18 protein-coding genes are annotated in these 18,723 nt (G+C 72.8%); 13 read left to right on the top strand and 5 right to left on the bottom strand.

From position 1 onward, the window contains the following. Nucleotides 1–86: 86 nt before the first annotated feature. Entirely contained in the window at nucleotides 87–2,165 is a 2,079-nt protein-coding gene (locus AC3ANM_RS15505; protein WP_488285313.1) for a M4 family metallopeptidase, read from the bottom strand. Nucleotides 2,166–2,511: 346 nt separating this feature from the next. Here AC3ANM_RS15505 and AC3ANM_RS15500 point away from each other — a divergent pair, with 346 nt between their 5' ends. The 3 genes from AC3ANM_RS15500 (at nucleotide 2,512) to AC3ANM_RS15490 (ending at nucleotide 6,240) form a co-directional block, all read left to right on the top strand. Beyond that, nucleotides 2,512–4,404, top strand: coding sequence for an alpha/beta fold hydrolase (locus AC3ANM_RS15500; protein ID WP_488285312.1), 1,893 nt, complete (start codon nucleotides 2,512–2,514; stop codon nucleotides 4,402–4,404). 73 nt (nucleotides 4,405–4,477) lie between these two features. Beyond that, entirely contained in the window at nucleotides 4,478–5,398 is a 921-nt protein-coding gene (locus tag AC3ANM_RS15495; RefSeq protein ID WP_488285311.1) for a M15 family metallopeptidase, read from the top strand. Continuing rightward, on the top strand, nucleotides 5,395–6,240 hold the full coding sequence (locus tag AC3ANM_RS15490) for a L,D-transpeptidase family protein (protein ID WP_488285310.1): 846 nt from the start codon (nucleotides 5,395–5,397) through the stop codon (nucleotides 6,238–6,240). The genes AC3ANM_RS15495 and AC3ANM_RS15490 overlap by 4 nt, the downstream gene beginning before the upstream one ends. Before the next feature lie 55 nt (nucleotides 6,241–6,295). On the opposite strand, the gene icmB is transcribed toward AC3ANM_RS15490, so the two are convergent. Further along, nucleotides 6,296–6,697, bottom strand: coding sequence for a coenzyme B12-dependent isobutyryl CoA mutase small subunit (gene icmB / locus AC3ANM_RS15485; RefSeq protein WP_488285309.1), 402 nt, complete (start codon nucleotides 6,695–6,697; stop codon nucleotides 6,296–6,298). 242 nt (nucleotides 6,698–6,939) lie between these two features. Here icmB and AC3ANM_RS15480 point away from each other — a divergent pair, with 242 nt between their 5' ends. Together AC3ANM_RS15480 and AC3ANM_RS15475 are read left to right on the top strand one after the other, a co-directional pair. Continuing rightward, nucleotides 6,940–7,953, top strand: coding sequence for an alpha/beta fold hydrolase (locus AC3ANM_RS15480; protein ID WP_488285308.1), 1,014 nt, complete (start codon nucleotides 6,940–6,942; stop codon nucleotides 7,951–7,953). 143 nt (nucleotides 7,954–8,096) lie between these two features. Beyond that, nucleotides 8,097–8,870 (top strand): M23 family metallopeptidase, encoded by a 774-nt coding sequence (locus tag AC3ANM_RS15475; protein WP_488285307.1) that lies wholly within the window; start codon nucleotides 8,097–8,099, stop codon nucleotides 8,868–8,870. A 98-nt stretch (nucleotides 8,871–8,968) separates the two neighbouring features. On the opposite strand, the gene pcrA is transcribed toward AC3ANM_RS15475, so the two are convergent. Then, on the bottom strand, nucleotides 8,969–11,359 hold the full coding sequence (pcrA, locus tag AC3ANM_RS15470; protein WP_488285306.1) for a DNA helicase PcrA: 2,391 nt from the start codon (nucleotides 11,357–11,359) through the stop codon (nucleotides 8,969–8,971). Between the two features lie 109 nt (nucleotides 11,360–11,468). Here pcrA and AC3ANM_RS15465 point away from each other — a divergent pair, with 109 nt between their 5' ends. From AC3ANM_RS15465 to AC3ANM_RS15455, 3 genes are read left to right on the top strand one after another with little or no spacing between them, the layout of a single operon-like run. Then, nucleotides 11,469–11,783, top strand: coding sequence for a hypothetical protein (locus AC3ANM_RS15465; protein WP_488285305.1), 315 nt, complete (start codon nucleotides 11,469–11,471; stop codon nucleotides 11,781–11,783). Nucleotides 11,784–11,790: 7 nt separating this feature from the next. Beyond that, entirely contained in the window at nucleotides 11,791–13,749 is a 1,959-nt protein-coding gene (locus AC3ANM_RS15460; RefSeq protein ID WP_488285304.1) for a C2 family cysteine protease, read from the top strand. Then, nucleotides 13,739–14,392 carry a hypothetical protein gene (locus tag AC3ANM_RS15455; RefSeq protein ID WP_488285303.1) on the top strand — a complete coding sequence of 218 codons (654 nt, stop codon included), beginning with the start codon at nucleotides 13,739–13,741 and terminating at the stop codon, nucleotides 14,390–14,392. The genes AC3ANM_RS15460 and AC3ANM_RS15455 overlap by 11 nt, the downstream gene beginning before the upstream one ends. Nucleotides 14,393–14,418: 26 nt before the next feature. Here the strand turns inward: AC3ANM_RS15455 and AC3ANM_RS15450 are convergent, their stop codons facing one another. Next, the gene (locus tag AC3ANM_RS15450) at nucleotides 14,419–15,003 is read right to left on the bottom strand and encodes a DUF1269 domain-containing protein (protein WP_488285302.1); all 585 of its coding nucleotides are present in this window, start codon (nucleotides 15,001–15,003) and stop codon (nucleotides 14,419–14,421) included. Between the two features lie 200 nt (nucleotides 15,004–15,203). Here AC3ANM_RS15450 and AC3ANM_RS15445 point away from each other — a divergent pair, with 200 nt between their 5' ends. The 5 genes from AC3ANM_RS15445 (at nucleotide 15,204) to AC3ANM_RS15425 (ending at nucleotide 18,222) form a co-directional block, all read left to right on the top strand. Then, nucleotides 15,204–15,428 (top strand): hypothetical protein, encoded by a 225-nt coding sequence (locus AC3ANM_RS15445; protein ID WP_488285301.1) that lies wholly within the window; start codon nucleotides 15,204–15,206, stop codon nucleotides 15,426–15,428. A 2-nt stretch (nucleotides 15,429–15,430) separates the two neighbouring features. Further along, nucleotides 15,431–15,862 (top strand): DUF309 domain-containing protein, encoded by a 432-nt coding sequence (locus AC3ANM_RS15440; protein ID WP_488285300.1) that lies wholly within the window; start codon nucleotides 15,431–15,433, stop codon nucleotides 15,860–15,862. 68 nt (nucleotides 15,863–15,930) lie between these two features. Then, nucleotides 15,931–16,428, top strand: a complete 498-nt coding sequence (locus tag AC3ANM_RS15435) for a GNAT family N-acetyltransferase (protein ID WP_488285299.1) — start codon at nucleotides 15,931–15,933, stop codon at nucleotides 16,426–16,428. A 10-nt stretch (nucleotides 16,429–16,438) separates the two neighbouring features. After that, entirely contained in the window at nucleotides 16,439–17,185 is a 747-nt protein-coding gene (locus AC3ANM_RS15430) for a PIG-L deacetylase family protein (protein WP_488285298.1), read from the top strand. A 50-nt stretch (nucleotides 17,186–17,235) separates the two neighbouring features. Continuing rightward, entirely contained in the window at nucleotides 17,236–18,222 is a 987-nt protein-coding gene (locus tag AC3ANM_RS15425) for a quinone oxidoreductase family protein (protein ID WP_488285297.1), read from the top strand. Between the two features lie 122 nt (nucleotides 18,223–18,344). Here the strand turns inward: AC3ANM_RS15425 and AC3ANM_RS15420 are convergent, their stop codons facing one another. Continuing rightward, entirely contained in the window at nucleotides 18,345–18,701 is a 357-nt protein-coding gene (locus tag AC3ANM_RS15420) for a hypothetical protein (RefSeq protein WP_488285296.1), read from the bottom strand. Nucleotides 18,702–18,723 lie beyond the last annotated feature (22 nt).

The following is an 18,723-nucleotide window of genomic DNA, read 5'->3' as shown; positions in this document are numbered from 1 at the left end:
GCCGGGTGGTCACCTGCAGGCGACGGTGCCGGCCCCCCGGGTGAGGGACCGGCACCGGTGACGCGTGGTGGTGCGAGCGGCTCGGGTCAGCTGGTCGCGACCGAGGTGTCGTCGAGGAAGAAGCTCGTGGCCAGCGAGGAGTCCTCGTTGCCCAGGAACTTCACCGTGACGGTCTTGCCCTTCCACGCGCTCAGGTCGAGCGACTTGAGGGCGTAGGACGTGCCCTTGTTGAGGTTGGAGTACGTCGCGAGGGTCGACGTCGTGGAGCCGTCGATGACCTGGACCTTGAGGGTGTCGTAGGCGGAGGTCGTCGTGGTCTCGGCGGTGGAGACCTTCAGGTAGAAGGACAGCGTCGCCGCGGTGGCCGTGGAGGGGATGGCCACCGACTGCTGGGCGTAGTCGGTGGTGGTGCTGCCGTAGCCGTTGAGCCAGCCGTACCAGGAGCCGGTGCGCGGGGTGGCACTGGTGGAGTTGGTGATGACCCCGGAGGTGGTCGTCCAGCTGACGTTGCCCGACTCGAAGCCCGGGTTCTGCAGCAGGTTGGTGCCGCCACCGCCGCCACTGGTGCCACAGGTCTCGGTCGTGGCCGGGACCGCGATGGCCGTGAACGCCGCGGCGACGTTGGTGCACTGGGTGCTGCCGACGCCGTAGAGGTCCTTGGCCGCCTTGATCGCGCCGTTGCGGGCGTCCGCGTAGGTGCTCGTGGAGGTCAGGTAGGTCGTCAGCGTGCGGTACCAGACCTTGGCGGCCGCGTCGCGGCCCACGCCGGTGACGGTGGAGCCGTCACAGGTGGGGCTGTTGTAGGAGACCCCGTTGATGGTCTTGGCGCCCGAGCCCTCGGAGGCCAGGTAGAACCAGTGGTTCAGCGGGCCCGAGGAGTAGTGCGGGTCGAGGGTGCCGAGCGTGGCCGACCAGCAGTCCTTGCTCGAGCCGTCCTTGGAGGGCTTGTCCATGTAGCGCAGCGGCGTGCCGTTGCCGTTGATGTTGATCTTCTCGCCGATGAGGTAGTCGCCCACGTCGCTGGCGTTGTTGGCGTAGAACTCCACGGCGGTGCCGAAGATGTCGCTGGTGGCCTCGTTGAGGCCTCCCGCGTCGCCGGAGTAGGCCAGGCCGGCCGAGTTCTCCGTGACGCCGTGGCTCATCTCGTGGCCGGCGACGTCGATCTCGGTCAGCGGGTGGGTGTTGGACGACCCGTCGCCGTAGGTCATCTGGGTGCCGTCCCAGAAGGCGTTGACGTAGGCGTTGCCGTAGTGGACGCGCGAGCGGACACCGGTGCCGTTGTTGAAGATGCCGTTACGGCCGTGGGTGTTCTTGTAGTAGTCCCAGGTGACCTGGGCGCCGTAGTGGGCGTCGACGCCGGCCGAGGCCCGGTCGCTCACCGCGCCGTTGCCCCAGACGTCGTCGGCGTCGGTGAACATCGTCCCGGTGGGGCCGGTGCCGACCGGCGGGTCGGTCTGGCCGTTGAGGTCGGTGGTGTAGTTGCCGCCGCGGGCCCCGTCCTTCATCTGGTAGGTGCTGCCGCTGAGCGTGGTGCCGATGGCGACGGTGCCGCTGTAGATCGAGTTGCCCGAGCCGGTCTCCACCTCGTCCCAGCTGGCGAGGGTCGCCCCGCTGGTGGCGTCGACGACGGTGTGCAGCCTGCTGGGCGTCTGGTCGGCCTTGACCCCCTGGGTGACGACGTCGTAGGCCAGCTTCGGCGTGCCCTTCCCGGCGTAGACGACGAGCTCACCGGCGGACTGCTTCACGGCGTAGGTGGCCTTCTTCGCACCGGCGGCCAGGGCCGCGGAGCGCGACACCGTCGGCGTGGTGGAGGGGACCTCCGCCTTGCCCGAGGCGTTCCAGTTGACGCCGCGCACCGCACCGGAGCCGTCCCGGTGGACGACCAGGTCACCGCCGATGACGCGCAGCCCGGCGAACGTCCGCTCGTAGCGGACGTGCGTGGCACCGTCGGGGTCGGTGATGACGTCCTTGACCGTCAGCTGCTCGCGGTTGTCGAGCCGCAGGGCGTGGGCCATCGAGTCCGCCCTGGCCTGCTCGGCCTGGAGGGCGGGCCGGGTCGCGGGGCCAGGGGTGGCGGCACCCGGGAGGGCGCTGGCGGCGGGAGCGGCCGCAGCGGCGGCGACCAGGGCGCAGCCGAGCGCCAGGCCGGTGGTGAGTCGTTTCAAGCCACTTCTCCTCAAATGTGGGGTCGCCCGTTCCGGGGGGAACGGGCGACCGGACGACCGCCCCGAAGGTCCGGCGCAGATGCTGTGAATCTGCTGTGAGCGGCCCGACGCACACTTCTTGGTGGGCAAGACCAGGGTCAATGGCCCATGCGGAACCTTTGCCAAACGCGAGGCAACCTCCGGGAAAGTGCTGTCGCACAAGGGGTTTCACCTCCAGCAGGTAAAGCGGGGCTCCGCCCGTGGCAAAGCCGCAGGTCAGCACGGGTGGCGCCGGGGGTTACCGGCGCGTAACCCCCGGCCTCGCCGCCTCGTTGCACCCGGCAACGCCGACGGAGGGACCTGCACCATGCGCCGTTCAGCCCTGCTCAGCCTCGCCTCGACCGCCGCACTCGCGACGGTCCTCGCCGCGACCGCCTGCCCCGTCGGCGCCGCCGCCGCGACCCCACCACCGCTGGACGGCGTCGACGTCTACACCGGGCTGCACTTCACCGTGCCCGCCGGCAACGACGACCAGGGCCACCCGCAGACGTGCGTCATCGACGCCGACCTCTACAAGCCGCACTCGGCCGGACCGGACCACCGTGTCCCGGCGATCCTGACCACCAACGGTTTCGGCGGGTCGAAGGACGACCAGGCCGGCCTCGGCCGGGCCTTCGCCCAGCGCGGGTATGCCGTGCTGTCCTACACCGGCCTCGGCTTCCCCGACTCGGGCTGCAAGATCTCCCTCGACGACCCGGGTGTCGACGGCGTCGCCGCCTCCCACCTGGTGACCTTCCTCGGCGGAGGTGGCAGCACGGCATACGACTCCTCCGACCTGGCCGGCACAGCCGGCGGCGCGGGGTCGCTCACCGTCGACTTCACCGCCCTGGACGACGCCGCTAGCCACGACCCGCGGGTGGGCATGATCGGCGGGAGCTACGGCGGCGGCATCCAGTTCGCCACTGCCGCAACGGATCCCAGGGTCGACACGCTCGTCCCCCTGATCACCTGGAACGACCTGCGCTACTCCCTCGCCCCGAACAACACGGCCTTCACCTCCGGCGTCACCTACGCGGACCAGACGCCGGGCACGGAGAAGGTCGGCTGGACCGGGCTGTTCTTCGGGCTCGGCATCGCCGACGGCCTCCAGGGCGCGACGATCGACCCGAGCCGCAACGTCGGCTGCCCCAACTTCGTGCAGGAGGCCTGTCTCGCCAAGGCCACGCTGGACACGCTGGGCTACCCCACCCCGCAGACCTTCCAGCTCACCGACCGCGTCTCCGTGGGGCACTACCTCGACAAGGTGCACGTCCCGGTCTTCCTGATCCAGGGCGAGAACGACACGCTGTTCAACCTCCAGGAGGCCGTAGCCACCTACCGTGGGCTCAAGGCGCGCCGCGTGCCGGTGAGCATGGCCTGGCAGTCGTGGGGCCACTCCGGCGGCGCGAACGGCCGCTCCGACGCCGCCCCGGGCGAGCTCGACCTGACCGGGCAGCACATCGAGGACACCTACCTCGGGCTGCGGATCAAGAACTGGTTCGACCACTACCTCAAGGGCGTCAACAGCGCCCCCACGGGACCGGAGTTCGCGTACTTCCGCGACTGGGTGGACTACACCGGCAGCGCGGCCCCGGCCTACGCCACCGCCGGCTCGTACCCGGTCGGCTCCTCGCGGGCGTACTACCTCTCGGGCACCGGCGACCTCGTGACCAGCCAGGGTGCGATCGCGCCGGGGTCGCAGTCGTGGAGCAACCCCGGGGCCGGCGCGTTCGGCTCCTACTCCGAGGTCTCCGGCCTCGAGGGCCGCATCCCGGCCGGCACCCTGCCGCCGGACACCACCGCGCCGTTCGACGCCCCCGGCACCTTCGGCGCCTGGTCGACCGCGCCGCTGGCCACCGACACGAGCGTGGTCGGCGTCCCCACCCTCGATGTCCACTTCTCCGCGCCCACGGTGGCCGCCACGCAGTCGACCGGGCCGGCGGCCGAGCTCCAGGTGTTCGCCAAGCTCTACGACGTCGCGCCCGACGGCAGCATCGTCCTGGTGAACAAGCTGATCAGCCCGGTGCGCGTGGCGGATGTCACCCGGGCGGTGCACATCGAGCTGCCGGGCATCGTCCACCGGGTGGTCGCCGGGCACCGGCTCCGGCTGGTCCTGGCCAGCACGGATGCCGCCTACAAGAACGCGTATGCCGTGCAGCCCGTCACGGTCACCGCGGACCCCCTCGCCCCCGCCGTCCTGCGGGTCCCCGTCGTGGGCTGATACGACACAAAACGCCCAGAGAGGGCACACTGGCCCGCGGGGGGACGACCTGCACCCGACGGACGGACGCCTGATGCACCACCGCGCGCGGCACGCTGTCGCCGGCCTGACGGCAGCGGCGTGCCTGGTGTCGCTGGCCGCCTGCGGACCGGTCGGAGGCGCCTCCGGGACCGTCGCCGGCGCGGCCTCGCAGCCGACGCGGAGCACGTCGGCGAGCGGCGCCGGCCCCTCCACGACGACCCGCGCGACCAGCGCCACCCCCACCCGGACGGCGACCCGGACCACCCCGTCGGCCGGCTCCGGGGGTTCCGGCTCCGCGCGGCTCTCCCCCGTGCCGCGGGCGGCGGCCGGGCCTGCCGTCTGGTTCCCCGCCAACCCGCCGGCGGTGGGCACCGGCGCCAACGCCGCGGTCTCGGCCGTGCCGGACGCGGTGTGGTCGCGCATGGTCGGCTGGTCGTGGACCCCGGGTTGCCCGGTCGGCCGGTCCTCGCTTCGCTACGTCACCGTCAACTTCTGGGGCTTCGACGGCGTCCGCCACCGCGGTGCACTCGTGGTCAACGCAGCCATCGCCACGCCTGCCGCCAGGGCGTTCACCCGCCTCTACGACCAGCGGTTCCGGATCCGGCAGATGAAGGTCATGGACCGCAGCTGGGGCCACAACCCCAAGGGCCCCGGCGCCGACGACTACGCCGCCATGCGCGCCGACAACACCTCGGCGTTCAACTGCCGCTACGTCGGCGGCCAGGAGGCGAGCCGGCGGTACTCGGGCCACGCCTTCGGCACGGCGATGGACGTCAACGACTTCGAGAACCCCTATCGCGACGACCAGGGCCGGACCTGGCCGGACACCTGGTTCGTCCAGCACCGCTCTCCCGCCGCCGGCGTCTTCCCCTCCTCCTCCAGCGCCCCGGTGCGGGCCTTCACCGGCCTCGGCTTCCGCTGGGGCGGGCTCTGGAGCGCCCCCGACTACCAGCACTTCGAGGTGCCCCGATGACCCCCCGCCGACTCCTCCGCTCCGCCGGACTGGCCGTCGGGCTCGCCACCACGGCGGCCATGGCGGCTGCCTGCACTCCGGCGATCTCGGTCCACACCGAGGCCGCCGGCAACGCGACCACGCCCTCGACCTCGACCACGAGCGCCTCGCCCAGCAGCACCACGGCCCCGGCGCCGACCACGAACACGACGACCCGCACCGCCCCTCCGCGGACGGTCGACCCGACGCATCGGCCCGCAGTGGTGACCAGCCGCGCGACCCCGCGCGCGCCCGTCGCGGCGCGCTGCCACGGCATACCGTCCTCGGTCACCGCCGCCCAGGTCGTCCTCGTCGACGGTGCCGGGTCCGGTGCGACGCTGCGCGCCTGTGCGCGCGTCGGCGGCGTCTACGTCACCCAGCTCGGCCCCTGGTACGGCCACGTCGGCCGCAACGGCGTCAGCTGGTCCAAGCGCGAGGGCGACCTGACGACCCCGGCCGGGACGTACCCGCTGCGCGGCGGCTTCGGGATCTACGCCAACCCGGGGCTGCGCGGGACGTGGTTCACCGCGACGTCCAGCGACGTGTGGGTGGACGACGCCCGCTCCAGCCTCTACAACACCCACCAGCGCACGCCCGCCGACGGCCGCTGGTCCACCGCCGAGCCGCTGCGGAAGTCGCCGGCGTACACCTACGCGCAGGTCGTCGGCTACAACGAGGCCCGCACCCCGGGCAAGGGGTCGGCGATCTTCCTGCACGTCGACCTCGGCCACGGCACGGCCGGGTGCGTGTCGATCCCGTCCGCACAGCTGCAGACCCTGATGCGCTGGGAGCGCCCGGGCGCGCTGATGACGATCATCCCGTGAGGGCGGACCTCAGGCCCTGAGGCAGCAGCCGGCACTCAACTGGCCGGCTGGGGGCTCAGCTGGGGGTGACGTTGGCGCGGACCCACTCGACGATCTCGGTCGTCGTCGCGCCGGGGGTGAACACCTTGGCCACGCCGAGCTTCTCGAGCTCGGGGATGTCGGCCTCGGGGATGATCCCGCCGCCGAAGACGACGATGTCCTCGGCGTCGCGGGACTTGAGCAGCTCGGCCACCTTGGCGAACAGCGTCATGTGCGCGCCGGAGAGGACCGACAGGCCCACGGCGTCGGCGTCCTCCTGGATCGCGGCCTCGACGATCTGCTCCGGCGTCTGGTGAAGGCCGGTGTAGACGACCTCCATGCCGGCGTCGCGCAGGGCACGGGCGACGACCTTTGCCCCACGGTCGTGTCCGTCGAGGCCGGGCTTGGCCACGACAACGCGCAGCGGGCTCTGGGTCATGGGCCGCAGACTAGCCAAACTCCTCCGGCAGGGGCAGACCCGGGCCGCACGCGGCACCGGCGAGATCGGTCACACCGGGTATGCCGGGTGGCGGCCCCCGGCCGCCGGTCGCCATCCACACGACGGAAGGCCCCTCCCGCGCGTTGCCCTCGCGCACAACGGTATTGCGGATTACCTTCATGTAACCCACGCCTCACCGTGGGTGTCCACGAGCCCCGGACGGGGCGTGAGGAGCCACCCCGATGACCCTGACCGGCGTCCCGCGCCGCCTCGAGTCCGTCGCGTCCCGCGGCGCAGCGCCCGACGCCGGGAGCCAGCCGGGTGTGCTGGCCAGGCTGGGGCATGCCGCCGGGCGCGCCACGGCTGTAGCGGCCACCGCCGGCAGCATCGTCGGCGGTGCGGCGCGCTCCCTGCTGACCCCCGCCGGGCTGATGGGCGCCGGCGTGGAGGCCGCCTGGCTGACCACTCACGTGGCGCTCTACCCCTGGGGGCTGCTGGCCGACCGCGGCCCCGGGGAGGGCCACGGCTACAGCGTCAGCGAGCTGCCGCCGGTGCAGCGCGGCCTGGTCATCGGCGACGTGGAGGCCGCCGGGACGCCGATCCTGCTGGTCCACGGCATGGTCGACAACCGCTCGATCTTCACCTTGCTGCGCCTCGGCCTGCGGCGGCGAGGCTTCGGCCGGGTGCTGTCGATGAACTACTCCCCGCTCACCGCCGACGTGCGGGAGGCGGCAGCCCGGCTCGCCGAGGAGGTGGAGCTGCTCGTCGCCGAGACCGGCTACGAGCGGATCCACGTCGTCGGGCACAGCCTCGGCGGGCTCATCGCGCGCTACTACGTCACCCGCCTGGGCGGCGACGCCCGCGTCCACACCCTCGTCACACTGGGCACCCCCCACCAGGGCACCTACACCGCCTACGCGTGGCCGTCCCGGCTCACCCGCCAGCTGCGCCCGGGCAGCGCGTTGATGCGCGAGCTGGCGGAGCCGGCGGCCGCCTGCCGGACCCGGTTCGTCGTGTTCTGGTCCGACCTGGACCAGATGATCTTCCCGCAGCGCCACGCGAGCCTGCCCGAGGAGCACCTCCCGGTGCGCAACGTGCGGCTGCACGGGGTCGGCCACATGAGCCTGCCGATCGTCGGCAGCGTCGTCCACGGGATCTCGACCACCCTGGCGCACCTGGACACCGACGGCTCCACGCTCACCGCCGGGGTGACGCCGCTCTCCGCCGCGGCGCGTCCCGCCGCGACCGGCAACTGACGCTGCGCGTGACCCACGTCACGGCACGTGATGCGACGTCACGGCAGGGTCAAAGGTCCTTCATCCACAGGTCAGCTTTGCATCACGAAATGATCACGGGCTAGGCTCTCACCTCCCGTGCCCCCTGCTCGTGAGGTCCTGCCTTGCCCGACAGCTCGTACGAAGGCCGCCACCGGCCGCCCGGTCGTCACCGGGCGCCCCGGAAGGCTCCCAAGCTGACCGCCGGCGTCGCCCTGCCGACCGCCGCCGCCGCCGCGTTGACGTTCACCGCCACCGGGGCGGCCGTCGCGACCCACGGCCAGCCCAAGGCCGCGAGCTTCATGACCAACGCCGCCCTCACGCAGCGGGCGCACGCCGAGTCCCAGGAGGCGACGCGCTACGAGGACTACCTCGCCGACCGCCACCGCTCGGCGGCCGAGGCCAGTGCCGCCGCCGCCGAGCGGGTCGCCGCGGCCCAGCGCGTGGCCCGCGACCAGGCCCGTCAGGCGCTCGCCGAGAAGCGCGCCGCGGCCGCCCTGGCCCGCGCCCACCGCTGGGTGATGCCGATCGACGGCGTCTCGATGTCCTCGAACTTCGGCATGCGCTGGGGCCGGATGCACGAGGGCGACGACTTCGCGGCCCCGGTCGGCACCGCGCTGAAGGCCATGTCCAGCGGCGAGGTCGTCTTCGCCGGCGGAGAGTCCGGCTTCGGCAACATCGTCAAGATCCGCTACTGGGACGGCACCGAGTCGTGGTTCGGCCACATGTCGGCGATCGGGGTCAGCGTCGGGGACCACGTCTCCCCCGGCGACGTGGTGGGCCAGTCCGGCAACACCGGCCACTCCACCGGCCCGCACCTGCACCTGGAGATCCACCCCGATGGTGGGGGCGCGGTCGACCCGCTGCCGTGGCTGCGGGCCCACCGCCTGGTCCCCTGACCGCCCGGGCCCTCTAGACCCACCGGACGCACGAAACGGCCCGTTCCGCCCCGAACACGGGGGTGGAACAGGCCGTTTCGTGCGTCCGGTGGGTCTGCTCAGAGCTTCTCGACCGGGGCGTAACGCAGCAGCAGCCGCTTGACCCCGGCGTCGCCGCCGAAGTCGACGTGGGCCATGGCCTTGTCGCCCTCGCCCTCGACCCGCACCACGGTGCCGAGGCCGAAGGAGTCGTGGGTGACCCGGTCACCGTCCTTGAGCGAGATCACCGTGCGGTTGCCCGGTGAGCGCACCCCGGGGCGGCCGGCGAGCGTAGCCACGGCCGGCGTCGAGGACGGGCGCATGCCGGTGGACTCGCTGCGCTGCCAGTCGATCAGCTCGGCCGGGATCTCGTCGAGGAACCGGGAGGCCGGGTTGTACTGCGGCTGCCCCCACGCCGAGCGGACGACCGCCCGGGACAGGTGGAGCCGCTCGCGGGCGCGCGTGATGCCGACGTAGGCCAGCCGGCGCTCCTCCTCCAGCTCCTTGGCGTCGCCGAGGGCCCGCATGTGCGGGAAGGTGCCGTCCTCCATGCCGGTGAGGAACACGACCGGGAACTCCAGGCCCTTGGCCGTGTGCAGGGTCATCAAGGTGACCACCCCGCCGTCGTCGACGCCGGCGTCGGGGATCTCGTCGGCGTCGGCCACGAGCGAGACCTGCTCGAGGAAGTCCTCCAGCGAGCCGCCCGGGTTGGCCTCGTCGAACTCGCGCGCGACGGCGACGAGCTCGGCGAGGTTCTCCACGCGGGTCTCGTCCTGCGGGTCGTGGCTGGCGCGCAGCTCGGCGAGGTAGCCGGTCTGCTCCACCACGGCCTCGATGAGGGCGGCCACGCCGGAGCCCCCCTCGTGCACGGTGCGCAGGGCCTCGAGCAGGCCGGTGAACGCCTTGATCGCCGTCACCGAGCGCGTGGCGATGCCGGGGGCGTCCTCCGGACGCCCGAGGGCCGCGACGAAGGGGACGCGCTCGCGCTCGGCGAGCATCGCGATACAGGCCTCGGCACGGTCGCCGATCCCTCGCTTGGGCACGTTGAGGATGCGGCGCAGGTTGACCGTGTCGGTGGGGTTGGAGATGACCCGCAGGTAGGCCAGGGCGTCCTTGACCTCGCGCCGCTCGTAGAAGCGGGTGCCGCCGACGACCTTGTAGGGCAGGCCGACCCGGACGAACACCTCCTCCACGGCACGGGACTGGGCGTTGGTGCGGTAGAAGACCGCGACGTCGCGCGGCTTGAGGCCGTGCTGGTCGGTGAGCGCGTCGATCTGGCGGGCGATGAAGGCAGCCTCGTCGTGCTCGGAGTCGGCGACGTAGCCGACGATCGGCGCACCGTCGCCGGAGTCGGTCCAGAGGTTCTTGGGCCGGCGGTCGGGGTTCTTGGCGATGACCGCGTTGGCGGCCCGCAGGATCGTCTGCGTGGAGCGGTAGTTCTGCTCGAGCAGGATCGTGCGCGCGTCGGGGTAGTCCTGCTCGAACTCCACGATGTTGCGGATCGTCGCGCCGCGGAAGGCGTAGATCGACTGGTCGGCGTCACCGACGACGGCGAGCTCGGCCGGCGGGACGTCGCCGCCGGGGGCGCCGACGAGCTCCTTGACCAGCTGGTACTGGGCGTGGTTGGTGTCCTGGTACTCGTCGACCATGACGTGCCGGAACCGCCGGTGGTAGTACTCCGCCACGTCGGGGAAGGCCTGCAGGATGTTGACCGTCGTCATGATCAGGTCGTCGAAGTCGAGCGCGTTGGCCTGGCGCAGCCGCCGCTGGTAGGCGGTGTAGGCCTCGGCGAGCATCCGCTCGTGGTGGTTGCCCTCCCCCACCTGCGAGGCGTAGGCCTCCTCGTCCACGAGCTCGTTCTTGAGGTTGGAGACCTGCGCCGAGAACGAGCGGGGCGGGTAGCGCTTGGGGTCGAGGTCGAGGTCGCGCATGACCATCGACATCAGGCGCTGGCTGTCGGCGGCGTCGTAGATGGAGAAGGTCGACTTCATGCCGACCTTGGTCGCCTCGCGGCGCAGGATCCGCACGCAGGCGCTGTGGAAGGTGGAGACCCACATCGACTGGGCGCGCCCGCCCACGAGCGCCCCGACCCGCTCGCGCATCTCGGCGGCGGCCTTGTTGGTGAACGTGATCGCGAGGATCTCACCGGGCTTGACGCCCCGCGCCGCCAGCAGGTGGGCGATGCGGTGGGTCAGCACGCGGGTCTTGCCCGAACCGGCACCGGCGACGATGAGCAGCGGCGCGCCCTCGTGGACGACGGCCTCGCGCTGCTGCGGGTTGAGCCCCTCGAGCAGGGCGGCGGGGTCGCGGGTGACCCCACCGGTATGCCGGGACGCGCCGTCACGGGGCAGCTCGCCGGCAGCCTCGGCCCAGGTGGGGACGCCGCGGTGGTCGACCTCGCGGTCGACGTCCCCGGAGGCTTGCTTGGGGCTGAGTCCGGGCAGGGGCAGGTCGTCGAAAAGGGTGCTCATCTCGCGACCAAGCCTACGTGCCCGCCAGGACAGGCAGGTGACCTGCGACGCGCTCCGGGTGACCCCGGCGGACGCTCACGTTAGAGTCGCCGGGCAGGAGGGGGGTCCGATGGCTGATGCACCGATCCATGTCCGCTTCGAGACGCTCGCGGACCTCAGGGGCCAGCTGCTGCGGCTGGGGATCGCGCTGGACAACGCGTCGGGGGACGCGCTCGCACCGGCCGGCGCGCACCTGACCAGCGGGGCCGGCGAGCTGGCACCGGGCCTCGGCGACAGCGTCGAGCAGATGACGACCTCGTGGAGCATGTTCCTCGCGGCCGTCTCCGACGACGCCTCGATCCTGGGCAACACCGTCGGCACGACATCGGTGGCGTTCCATGACGTCGACGCCGCGGCCAGCCTCCCGCACGACGTCCGGCTGTGAGGCTGCGATGAGCGACCACTTCACCCTCGACGCCGACCCGGCCGAGCTCGCGCTGGCCGAGCAGAAGCTGACCTGGCTGGCCCACCACCTGCAGTCCCATGGCACCCGGCTGCGGTCCCTCGACGGCGACCGCGAGGGATGGGCCGGGGTGGCCGCCGACTCCACGTTCGCCGAGATGGGGGTCATCGCGGGGGTGATGACCACGCACGACGACCGGCTGACCGGCGCCGTGCACGCGGTGGCCACGTTCCGCACAGCGGTCGAGGAGGCCCAGGACAGTGACCTGCCCCGGCTGAACAAGCAGTGGGACGCGGCGCAGGCCGAGCACCGCCACGCGGTGAGCTCGGCCCGGCGCGCCCACGACGAGGCGACCGGACACCGCATCAGCCAGGAGGACCGGGCCGATGCGGCGCGGGCGCTGAGCACCGCCGTCGGGGCCGCTGACGACGAGCTCGAGCGGGCGATGCGGGCCCTCGAGGCCCGGTTCCAGACCCTGCGGGAGTCCCTCCAGGCAGCGGCGCGGGCCTGCGCCGCCGCCCTGCTCGACGCCCGGCCGATCCGCTTCACGGCCGAGCAGTGGGACCGGATCCGCCACGGCGACCTCAACCTCGGCGACCTCACGGCCCTGCGGCAGCAGGTGTTCGGCCAGACCTCGGTGCTGCACCTGTCCGACGTCGCCCGCACCGCCGAGGACGTCATGGCGCGGATCAAGGGCGGTGCCGACCCCGCCGACGTCCTCGACGGCCTGCCCCCGGCCACCCTCGACGAGCTGGTGCAGCGCGGCCTGCTCGACGGGGCCACGGTCGCGGCGGGGCTGGGCGGCCGCGCCGAGGTCAAGGCGCTGCTGGACCGGCTGCGCGACGCCGAGGGCGACTACGGCTGGAACGGCAACACCGACGACCTGCGCGACGTGCTGCACGGGATCCAGGGCCTCTCGCCCGCCGAGCGGGAGGCGTTCCTGTCCAGCCTGGACGACGACCAGCTCGACGCCTTCCGGTCCGCGATCACCGACTCGGGCACCTTCCGTGACTTCGGCCTGCCCCACTGGGAGCAGCAGGACCTCGAGACCGCCCTGCTGTCCACGGTGTCCCCCGCCAGCGTCGCGCGCCTCGTCGAGCGGTGGAAGCTCAACCCGGCCCTGCTCGACGGCATGACGTGGGGCACTCCGACGTCGCCGCTGACCCGCGGCGGCGAGACGGTCACCGACACCGGCGAGCTGGAGACCGGTGGCCACGGCAACACGACGCGTCACGGGACGTCGCCTCTGGACTGGACCGACATCAACCAGGGCGGGGTCGGCGACTGCTGGTTCCTCGCGACCCTCGCCGCGCTGGGGCACGACCGGGGTCCGTCGGCCTACGACGGGATGGTCACGCCCAACCTCAACGGGACCGTGTCGGTGCGCCTCTACGACGACGACGGCCACGCCCACCTGGTCACGGTCGACAAGCAGCTGCCGTTCGACTCCGCGAACCCCGACGTCCTCAAGGGCGCCGCCGGGGACCACGCGTTCCAGCCGGACCAGGAGACCTGGCCGGCCTACATCGAGAAGGCCCTGGCCCACTCCTACGAGCACGGCGGCGACCCCAACTCCTACAAGGCCATCGAGGGCGACACCTCCGACCGGGCCGCCCACGCCCTGACCGGCCGGGGCACCCACGACGTCGACGACGGCGGCTGGGGCCCCTTCGGCGGCTCCACCGAGGAGAGGGTCGACAACATGCGCAAGGCGCTCGAGGAGGGCAGGTCGGTGTTCGTCTCCACCAAGGGCGGCGACGACGACCACCTCCTGCTGGACAAGCGGGTCGTGGCGGGCCACCTCTACTTCGTCCGGCGGGTGCTGCCCGACGGGCGGGTGGAGATCGGCAACCCCTGGGGCGTGGACGCCACCCCGTCCAGTGCCATCCTGACGGCACACGAGCTGGACGAGATCAGCAGCGGGGTGAGCGCGACCGATGGCCCCTGACCCCCGCCGGCCACGCCGCCGCAACGTGGCGGTGGCCGTCCTCGCCCTCGCGGCCTGCACCGCCGCGGTCCTGACCTCCTGCTCCGACGACGAAGGGAAAGCCCCCGTGGACGCCCTGCGCACCGCCACAGACCGCGTCACCATCCCCGACGGCGAAGGCCGCAGCATCGAGCAGGCGGGGGGCCGCACCGCCCGGATCGGCGTGGTCACGGTCAGCGACGACCTCGTGACGCTCGACGTGCGCGAGGGTGACGGCCCGACCCTCGGCGTCCAGGTGCCCTCCGGCGAGACCTTCGCGCTCAACGGCGCCACGATCCGCGTCGGCGGCGGCTCGGGGTCCGTGATCCTGCAGCAGGCCAGCGGGAAGCCCAGCCGCGAGCCCGCCGCGCCTCATCCGTCCGGTCCGGCTGGCACGCCGGCCAAGGTCAACGTCGGCACCCGCGGCCTGCTCACCCTCGGCTCGGACCGCGCCGTGATCGGCGTGCTGAACGCCGGCCGCTCGGCGGTCGTCTTCAGCTACGACCTCGGCCGTGGGCACCGCGGCATCCACGAGGTCCGTGCCGGGGAGTTCACCACGATCGGCACGCATGTGGTCAAGGTCGAGTCCGACGGCAGGACGGTGACCTTCACCCCCTACGGCTGACCGCACGACCCATCGGGAGCAGCCGCCTACGACAGCGACGGCTTGGCGGTCTGCTGCGCCGGTGCGGGCACGGCCGGCTCCTGCGCCTTGCGCATGTCCTCGGCGAGCCGGTCCGCGTCGACGTCGATGGCCTTGGAGATGACCCGGTTGGCGGCCTTGATGTTGGCGGCCACCTGGTCGGCCAGATTCGTCTCGTAGACCGCGATCATGCCGGCCCTGCCCTCATCAAGGGTCTCGCCGAGCTGCTTGAGGGAGTCTCGGTCCATCCCGTCACCGGCGTGCCCGGCCACTGCGCCGATCGCCGCTCCACCGGCCCCGCCCGCGGCGAGGGCCCCGACGATGCCCACGGGCGGGAACAGCGCCACGGCCACGCCGGCCGCCAGGCCCCAGCCCAGGCCGACGGCCGCACCGTGCCGGGTCGGCTGCTCGTGCTTCTTGACGATCCTGACCGTGCCGCCCTCGTCCTTGGCGATGACCGCCGCGTCGAAGTCGTGCGACGTCTTGACGGCCGCGTAGATGTCCTTGACCGCCTCGTAGTCGGCGATCGCCGCGTCGACGCTGTCGTACGTCGCCGCAACGACGTACAGGGCGTCGTGCTCGTGCTCTGGCATGGCCGGGGCCTCCTCTCCCGGCGGCTGAGCGCCGGATGGGTGTGAGGCCGATGCTGCCGCCCGTCGGACCGGCGGGACCTCATCCGTGCGGGGTGAGCCGGTGACACCGGGGCGATGGTGGTCCGGGGCGATGGTGGTCCGGGGCGATGGTGGTCCGGGGCGATGGTGGTCCGGGGCTGCCATCCGTAGGGTCAGGAGGTATGGCAGGCATCGTGCTTCGGGTTCGGCTCACGAGCGGCGACCAGGTGGACGTCACCTACGAGGAGCGCGACGCCGTGGACGACACCGAGGTCGTCGAGCACGTTGTCGCCACCCTGGCGCAGGACGGTGGCGTCCTCCGCTGCAGGCATGGTGACCGGCTCATGGTCCTGTACGCCCGAGGGGTCGCCGCCGTCGAGGTGGCGCCCCGTGGTGCGGTCCTGTAGCCGTGGCCACCGACCGGGACCGCGACGCCCAGGGCCGGGCACGGCAGGCACGTCCGCGCGACGCGCTCGGGCGGCCGCTGGCCTATGACGCAGCCGGCGTGGAGCCGGTCCCGGAGGTGGCCCTGCCGCCTGCCGAGACGATCGCGCAGGCCCGCTCCCTGCTCGATGACGGGCGGCCGTTCTCGGCCCACGAGGTCTTCGAGGCGCGGTGGAAGGCGGGCCCTGCGGACGAACGTGACCTCTGGCAGGGCCTGGCGCAGATCTGCGTCGGCCTGACCCACTCCGCGCGTGGGAACGACGTGGGCGCCGCGCGGCTGGTGGAGCGCGGGATCGCCCGGCTGGAGCAGTACGCGCAGACCCAGGGGCCCACCTACGGCCTCGACCTGGTGGCCTTCTCCGCCGGCGCGCGGTCGCGGGTCCGCCCCCCGAGGTAGCCGCCCCCGTCGCCGGGCCGAGGCAGCCGACGCAGCCGGAGTCGCCGGGCGCGGCATACCCTCGGCGGGTGACCACCCGGCATACCGCGCTCATCCGGCCGGCCACGGCCGGTGACGTCCCCGCGATCCTGCACCTCGTGCACGAGCTCGCGGTCTACGAGAAGGAACCCGATGCCGTCGAGGCGACCGAGCAGGGCTTCCTGGCCTGCCTGTTCCCCAAGGACGGGGCGCCGACGGCCTGGGCGCACGTGGCCGAGGTCGACGGCGAGGTCGTGGGGATGGCCGTCTGGTACCTCACCTTCTCCACGTGGCTGGGCCGGGCGGGCATCTGGCTGGAGGACCTCTACGTCAGCCCGCAGCACCGCGGCACCGGCCTGGGCAAGGACCTGCTGGCGACCCTGGCCCGGCTGTGCGTGGAGCGCGGCTACGGCCGGCTCGAGTGGTGGGTGCTGAGGTGGAACACGCCCTCGATCGCCTTCTACGAGGGACTGGGGTCGCGGGCGCAGGACGAGTGGGAGGTCCACCGGCTCGACGGCGCGGCCCTGCGCGAGCTCGGCGGCCCATAGGCTGGGCCGCATGACCCAGGACCTGTTCGCCGCCCCGGGCCCGCGCGACGACTCCGAGATCGAGCGCGCCCTGGTCGTGGTCGCCCACCCCGATGACGCGGACTTCGGCTCCGCAGGCACCATCGCCGGCTGGACCGAGGCCGGCATCGCGGTGACCGTGCTGCTGTGCACCCGGGGCGAGCAGGGCGGCTTCGACGAGACCCCGCGCGAGCACATGCCGGCGATCCGCGAGGCCGAGCAGCGTGCCGCCAGCGCTGCCGTCGGGGTGCACGACGTGCGCTTCCTCGACGGCTACCGCGACGGGTGGCTCGAGCCGAGCTGGGAGCTGCAGCGCGACATCGTCCGGGTGATCCGCGACGTGCGCCCGCAGCGCCTGCTGATCCAGTCCCCCGAGCGCTGGTACGACCGGATCCAGGCCTCCCACCCCGACCACATGGCCGCGGGAGAGGCGGCGATCCGCGCGGCCTACCCCGCGGCGGAGAACCCGTTCGCATGGCCCGAGCTGGTGGAGGAGGGCCTCGCCGCCTGGCACGTCGGCGAGATCTGGATCATGGCCCACCCGCGGATGACCCACGCCGTGGACATCACCGCCACCTACGACCGCAAGCTCAAGGCGCTGCAGGCCCATGCCTCGCAGACGTCGCACATGGACGAGCTCGACGACATGCTGCGCGCCTGGGGTGGGGCGGTGGCGAGCGGCTTCGGGCTGCCCGAGGGCCACCTGGCCGAGGCCTTCGCCATCACTCGGCTCAACTGACTCCCGGCCCCCACGACCGTTGACCCGCAACCGGATTGGATGAGACCCGCATGACCGCAGCGCAGACCACCGCCCTCGTCGTGACGCGCAACGGTGGCCCGGAGGTCCTCGAGGTCCACGACCGCGACGTCCCCGACCCCGGCGCCGGGCAGGTCCGCGTCCGCGTCGAGGCCGCCGGGGTCAACTTCATCGACGTCTACCAGCGGGAGGGCAGGTATGCCGTCCCCACGCCCTTCGTGGTGGGCAGCGAGGGGGCCGGTGAGGTGGAGTCGGTCGGCGCCGGGGTGACCGGGCTCGCCGTGGGCGACCGCGTGGCCTGGGCGATGCAGCCCGGCAGCGCCGCCGGGCTCGCGCTGCTGCCCGCCGACGCGCTCGTGACGGTGCCGGATGGCGTGTCCTCCGAGACCGCGGCCGCCGCGATGCTGCAGGGGATGACCGCGCACTACCTGGTGAACTCGACGTATGCCGTGCAGCCCGGCGACGCGATCCTGGTCCACGCGGCCGCCGGCGGCGTCGGCCAGCTCCTCGTGCAGATGGGCAAGGAGCTCGGCGCAACCGTCATCGCGACGGCGGGCACCGAGGCCAAGCTCGCCAAGGCAAAGGCCCTGGGCGCGGACCACCTCGTCAACTACCGCGAGGTCACCGACGTCGCGGCCACCGTGCGCGACCTGACCGGCGGCGCCGGGGTCCACGTCGTCTACGACGGCGTCGGCAAGGACACCTTCGAGGGGTCGCTGGCCTCGCTGCGCCGGCGCGGCCTGCTCGCGCTCTTCGGCGCCTCCAGCGGCCCGGTGCCGCCGTTCGACCTGCAGCGGCTCAACCCGGCCGGGTCGCTGTTCGTCACCCGGCCGACGCTGGGGCACTACGTGGCCGACCGCGAGGAGCTGCTCTGGCGGGGCAACGCGGTCCTCGAGGCCATCGCGCAGGGGCGCCTGCACGTCGAGATTGGCGGGCGCTACCCGCTCACTGACGCGGGCACGGCATACCGCGACCTGGAGGGTCGGCGCACGACCGGCAAGCTGCTGCTCATCCCCTGAGCCACGGCGCGGGCGCCCCGCGCCTCCCCGGACACAGGAGAACACCGCCTGACCCGCGTTCACGGCCCCGAAGGAGCGTCAAACGCGGGTCGAGCGGTGTCCGGTCGGGCGAGGTCGGAGTCTCAGGACCAGAGGGCAGCGACCAGGACGTTGACGACGGCCAGGCCACCGACCGCGTGGACCAGGTTGGGGTTGAAGGACTCCCCGCGCTTGTTCTTGGCCCGGGTGATCTCGGCCAGTGCCACGACGGCCAGGGCGACCAGCAGCTTCACCGCGACCCACGCGTTGTCCGGCTTGTGGTCGGACCAGCCGGCCTGCGCCAGGCCGACCAGGATGAGGCCGGTGAGGAGCTGGGCGCGCGCGCCCCACACGATCGGCTCGGCGATGCGCGGGGCCCTGGCCACCAAGAACCACCCACCGACGATGGCGGCCATGCCGAGCAGGTGCAGGACGAGGACCAGGTTGAAGACGAAGGACATGGGCACACTGTAGGCGCCGGGC

This window comes from Oryzihumus sp. JJN4-3R (assembly GCF_057747915.1).
Note: the sequence above shows the minus strand (reverse complement) of the source record. Positions and strands in the feature narration are given on the sequence as shown.

What these genes read in the sequence shown, in the direction of transcription:
- AC3ANM_RS15500 (WP_488285312.1), top strand. Translation starts at nt 2,512, where the DNA reads ATGCGCCGTTCAGCCCTGCTCAGCCTCGCCTCGACCGCCGCACTCGCG.
- AC3ANM_RS15495 (WP_488285311.1), top strand. Translation starts at nt 4,478, where the DNA reads ATGCACCACCGCGCGCGGCACGCTGTCGCCGGCCTGACGGCAGCGGCG.
- AC3ANM_RS15490 (WP_488285310.1), top strand. Translation starts at nt 5,395, where the DNA reads ATGACCCCCCGCCGACTCCTCCGCTCCGCCGGACTGGCCGTCGGGCTC.
- icmB (WP_488285309.1), bottom strand. Translation starts at nt 6,697, where the DNA reads ATGACCCAGAGCCCGCTGCGCGTTGTCGTGGCCAAGCCCGGCCTCGAC.
- AC3ANM_RS15480 (WP_488285308.1), top strand. Translation starts at nt 6,940, where the DNA reads ATGACCCTGACCGGCGTCCCGCGCCGCCTCGAGTCCGTCGCGTCCCGC.
- pcrA (WP_488285306.1), bottom strand. Translation starts at nt 11,359, where the DNA reads ATGAGCACCCTTTTCGACGACCTGCCCCTGCCCGGACTCAGCCCCAAG.
- AC3ANM_RS15465 (WP_488285305.1), top strand. Translation starts at nt 11,469, where the DNA reads ATGGCTGATGCACCGATCCATGTCCGCTTCGAGACGCTCGCGGACCTC.
- AC3ANM_RS15460 (WP_488285304.1), top strand. Translation starts at nt 11,791, where the DNA reads ATGAGCGACCACTTCACCCTCGACGCCGACCCGGCCGAGCTCGCGCTG.
- AC3ANM_RS15455 (WP_488285303.1), top strand. Translation starts at nt 13,739, where the DNA reads ATGGCCCCTGACCCCCGCCGGCCACGCCGCCGCAACGTGGCGGTGGCC.
- AC3ANM_RS15450 (WP_488285302.1), bottom strand. Translation starts at nt 15,003, where the DNA reads ATGCCAGAGCACGAGCACGACGCCCTGTACGTCGTTGCGGCGACGTAC.
- AC3ANM_RS15445 (WP_488285301.1), top strand. Translation starts at nt 15,204, where the DNA reads ATGGCAGGCATCGTGCTTCGGGTTCGGCTCACGAGCGGCGACCAGGTG.
- AC3ANM_RS15430 (WP_488285298.1), top strand. Translation starts at nt 16,439, where the DNA reads ATGACCCAGGACCTGTTCGCCGCCCCGGGCCCGCGCGACGACTCCGAG.
- AC3ANM_RS15425 (WP_488285297.1), top strand. Translation starts at nt 17,236, where the DNA reads ATGACCGCAGCGCAGACCACCGCCCTCGTCGTGACGCGCAACGGTGGC.
- AC3ANM_RS15420 (WP_488285296.1), bottom strand. Translation starts at nt 18,701, where the DNA reads ATGTCCTTCGTCTTCAACCTGGTCCTCGTCCTGCACCTGCTCGGCATG.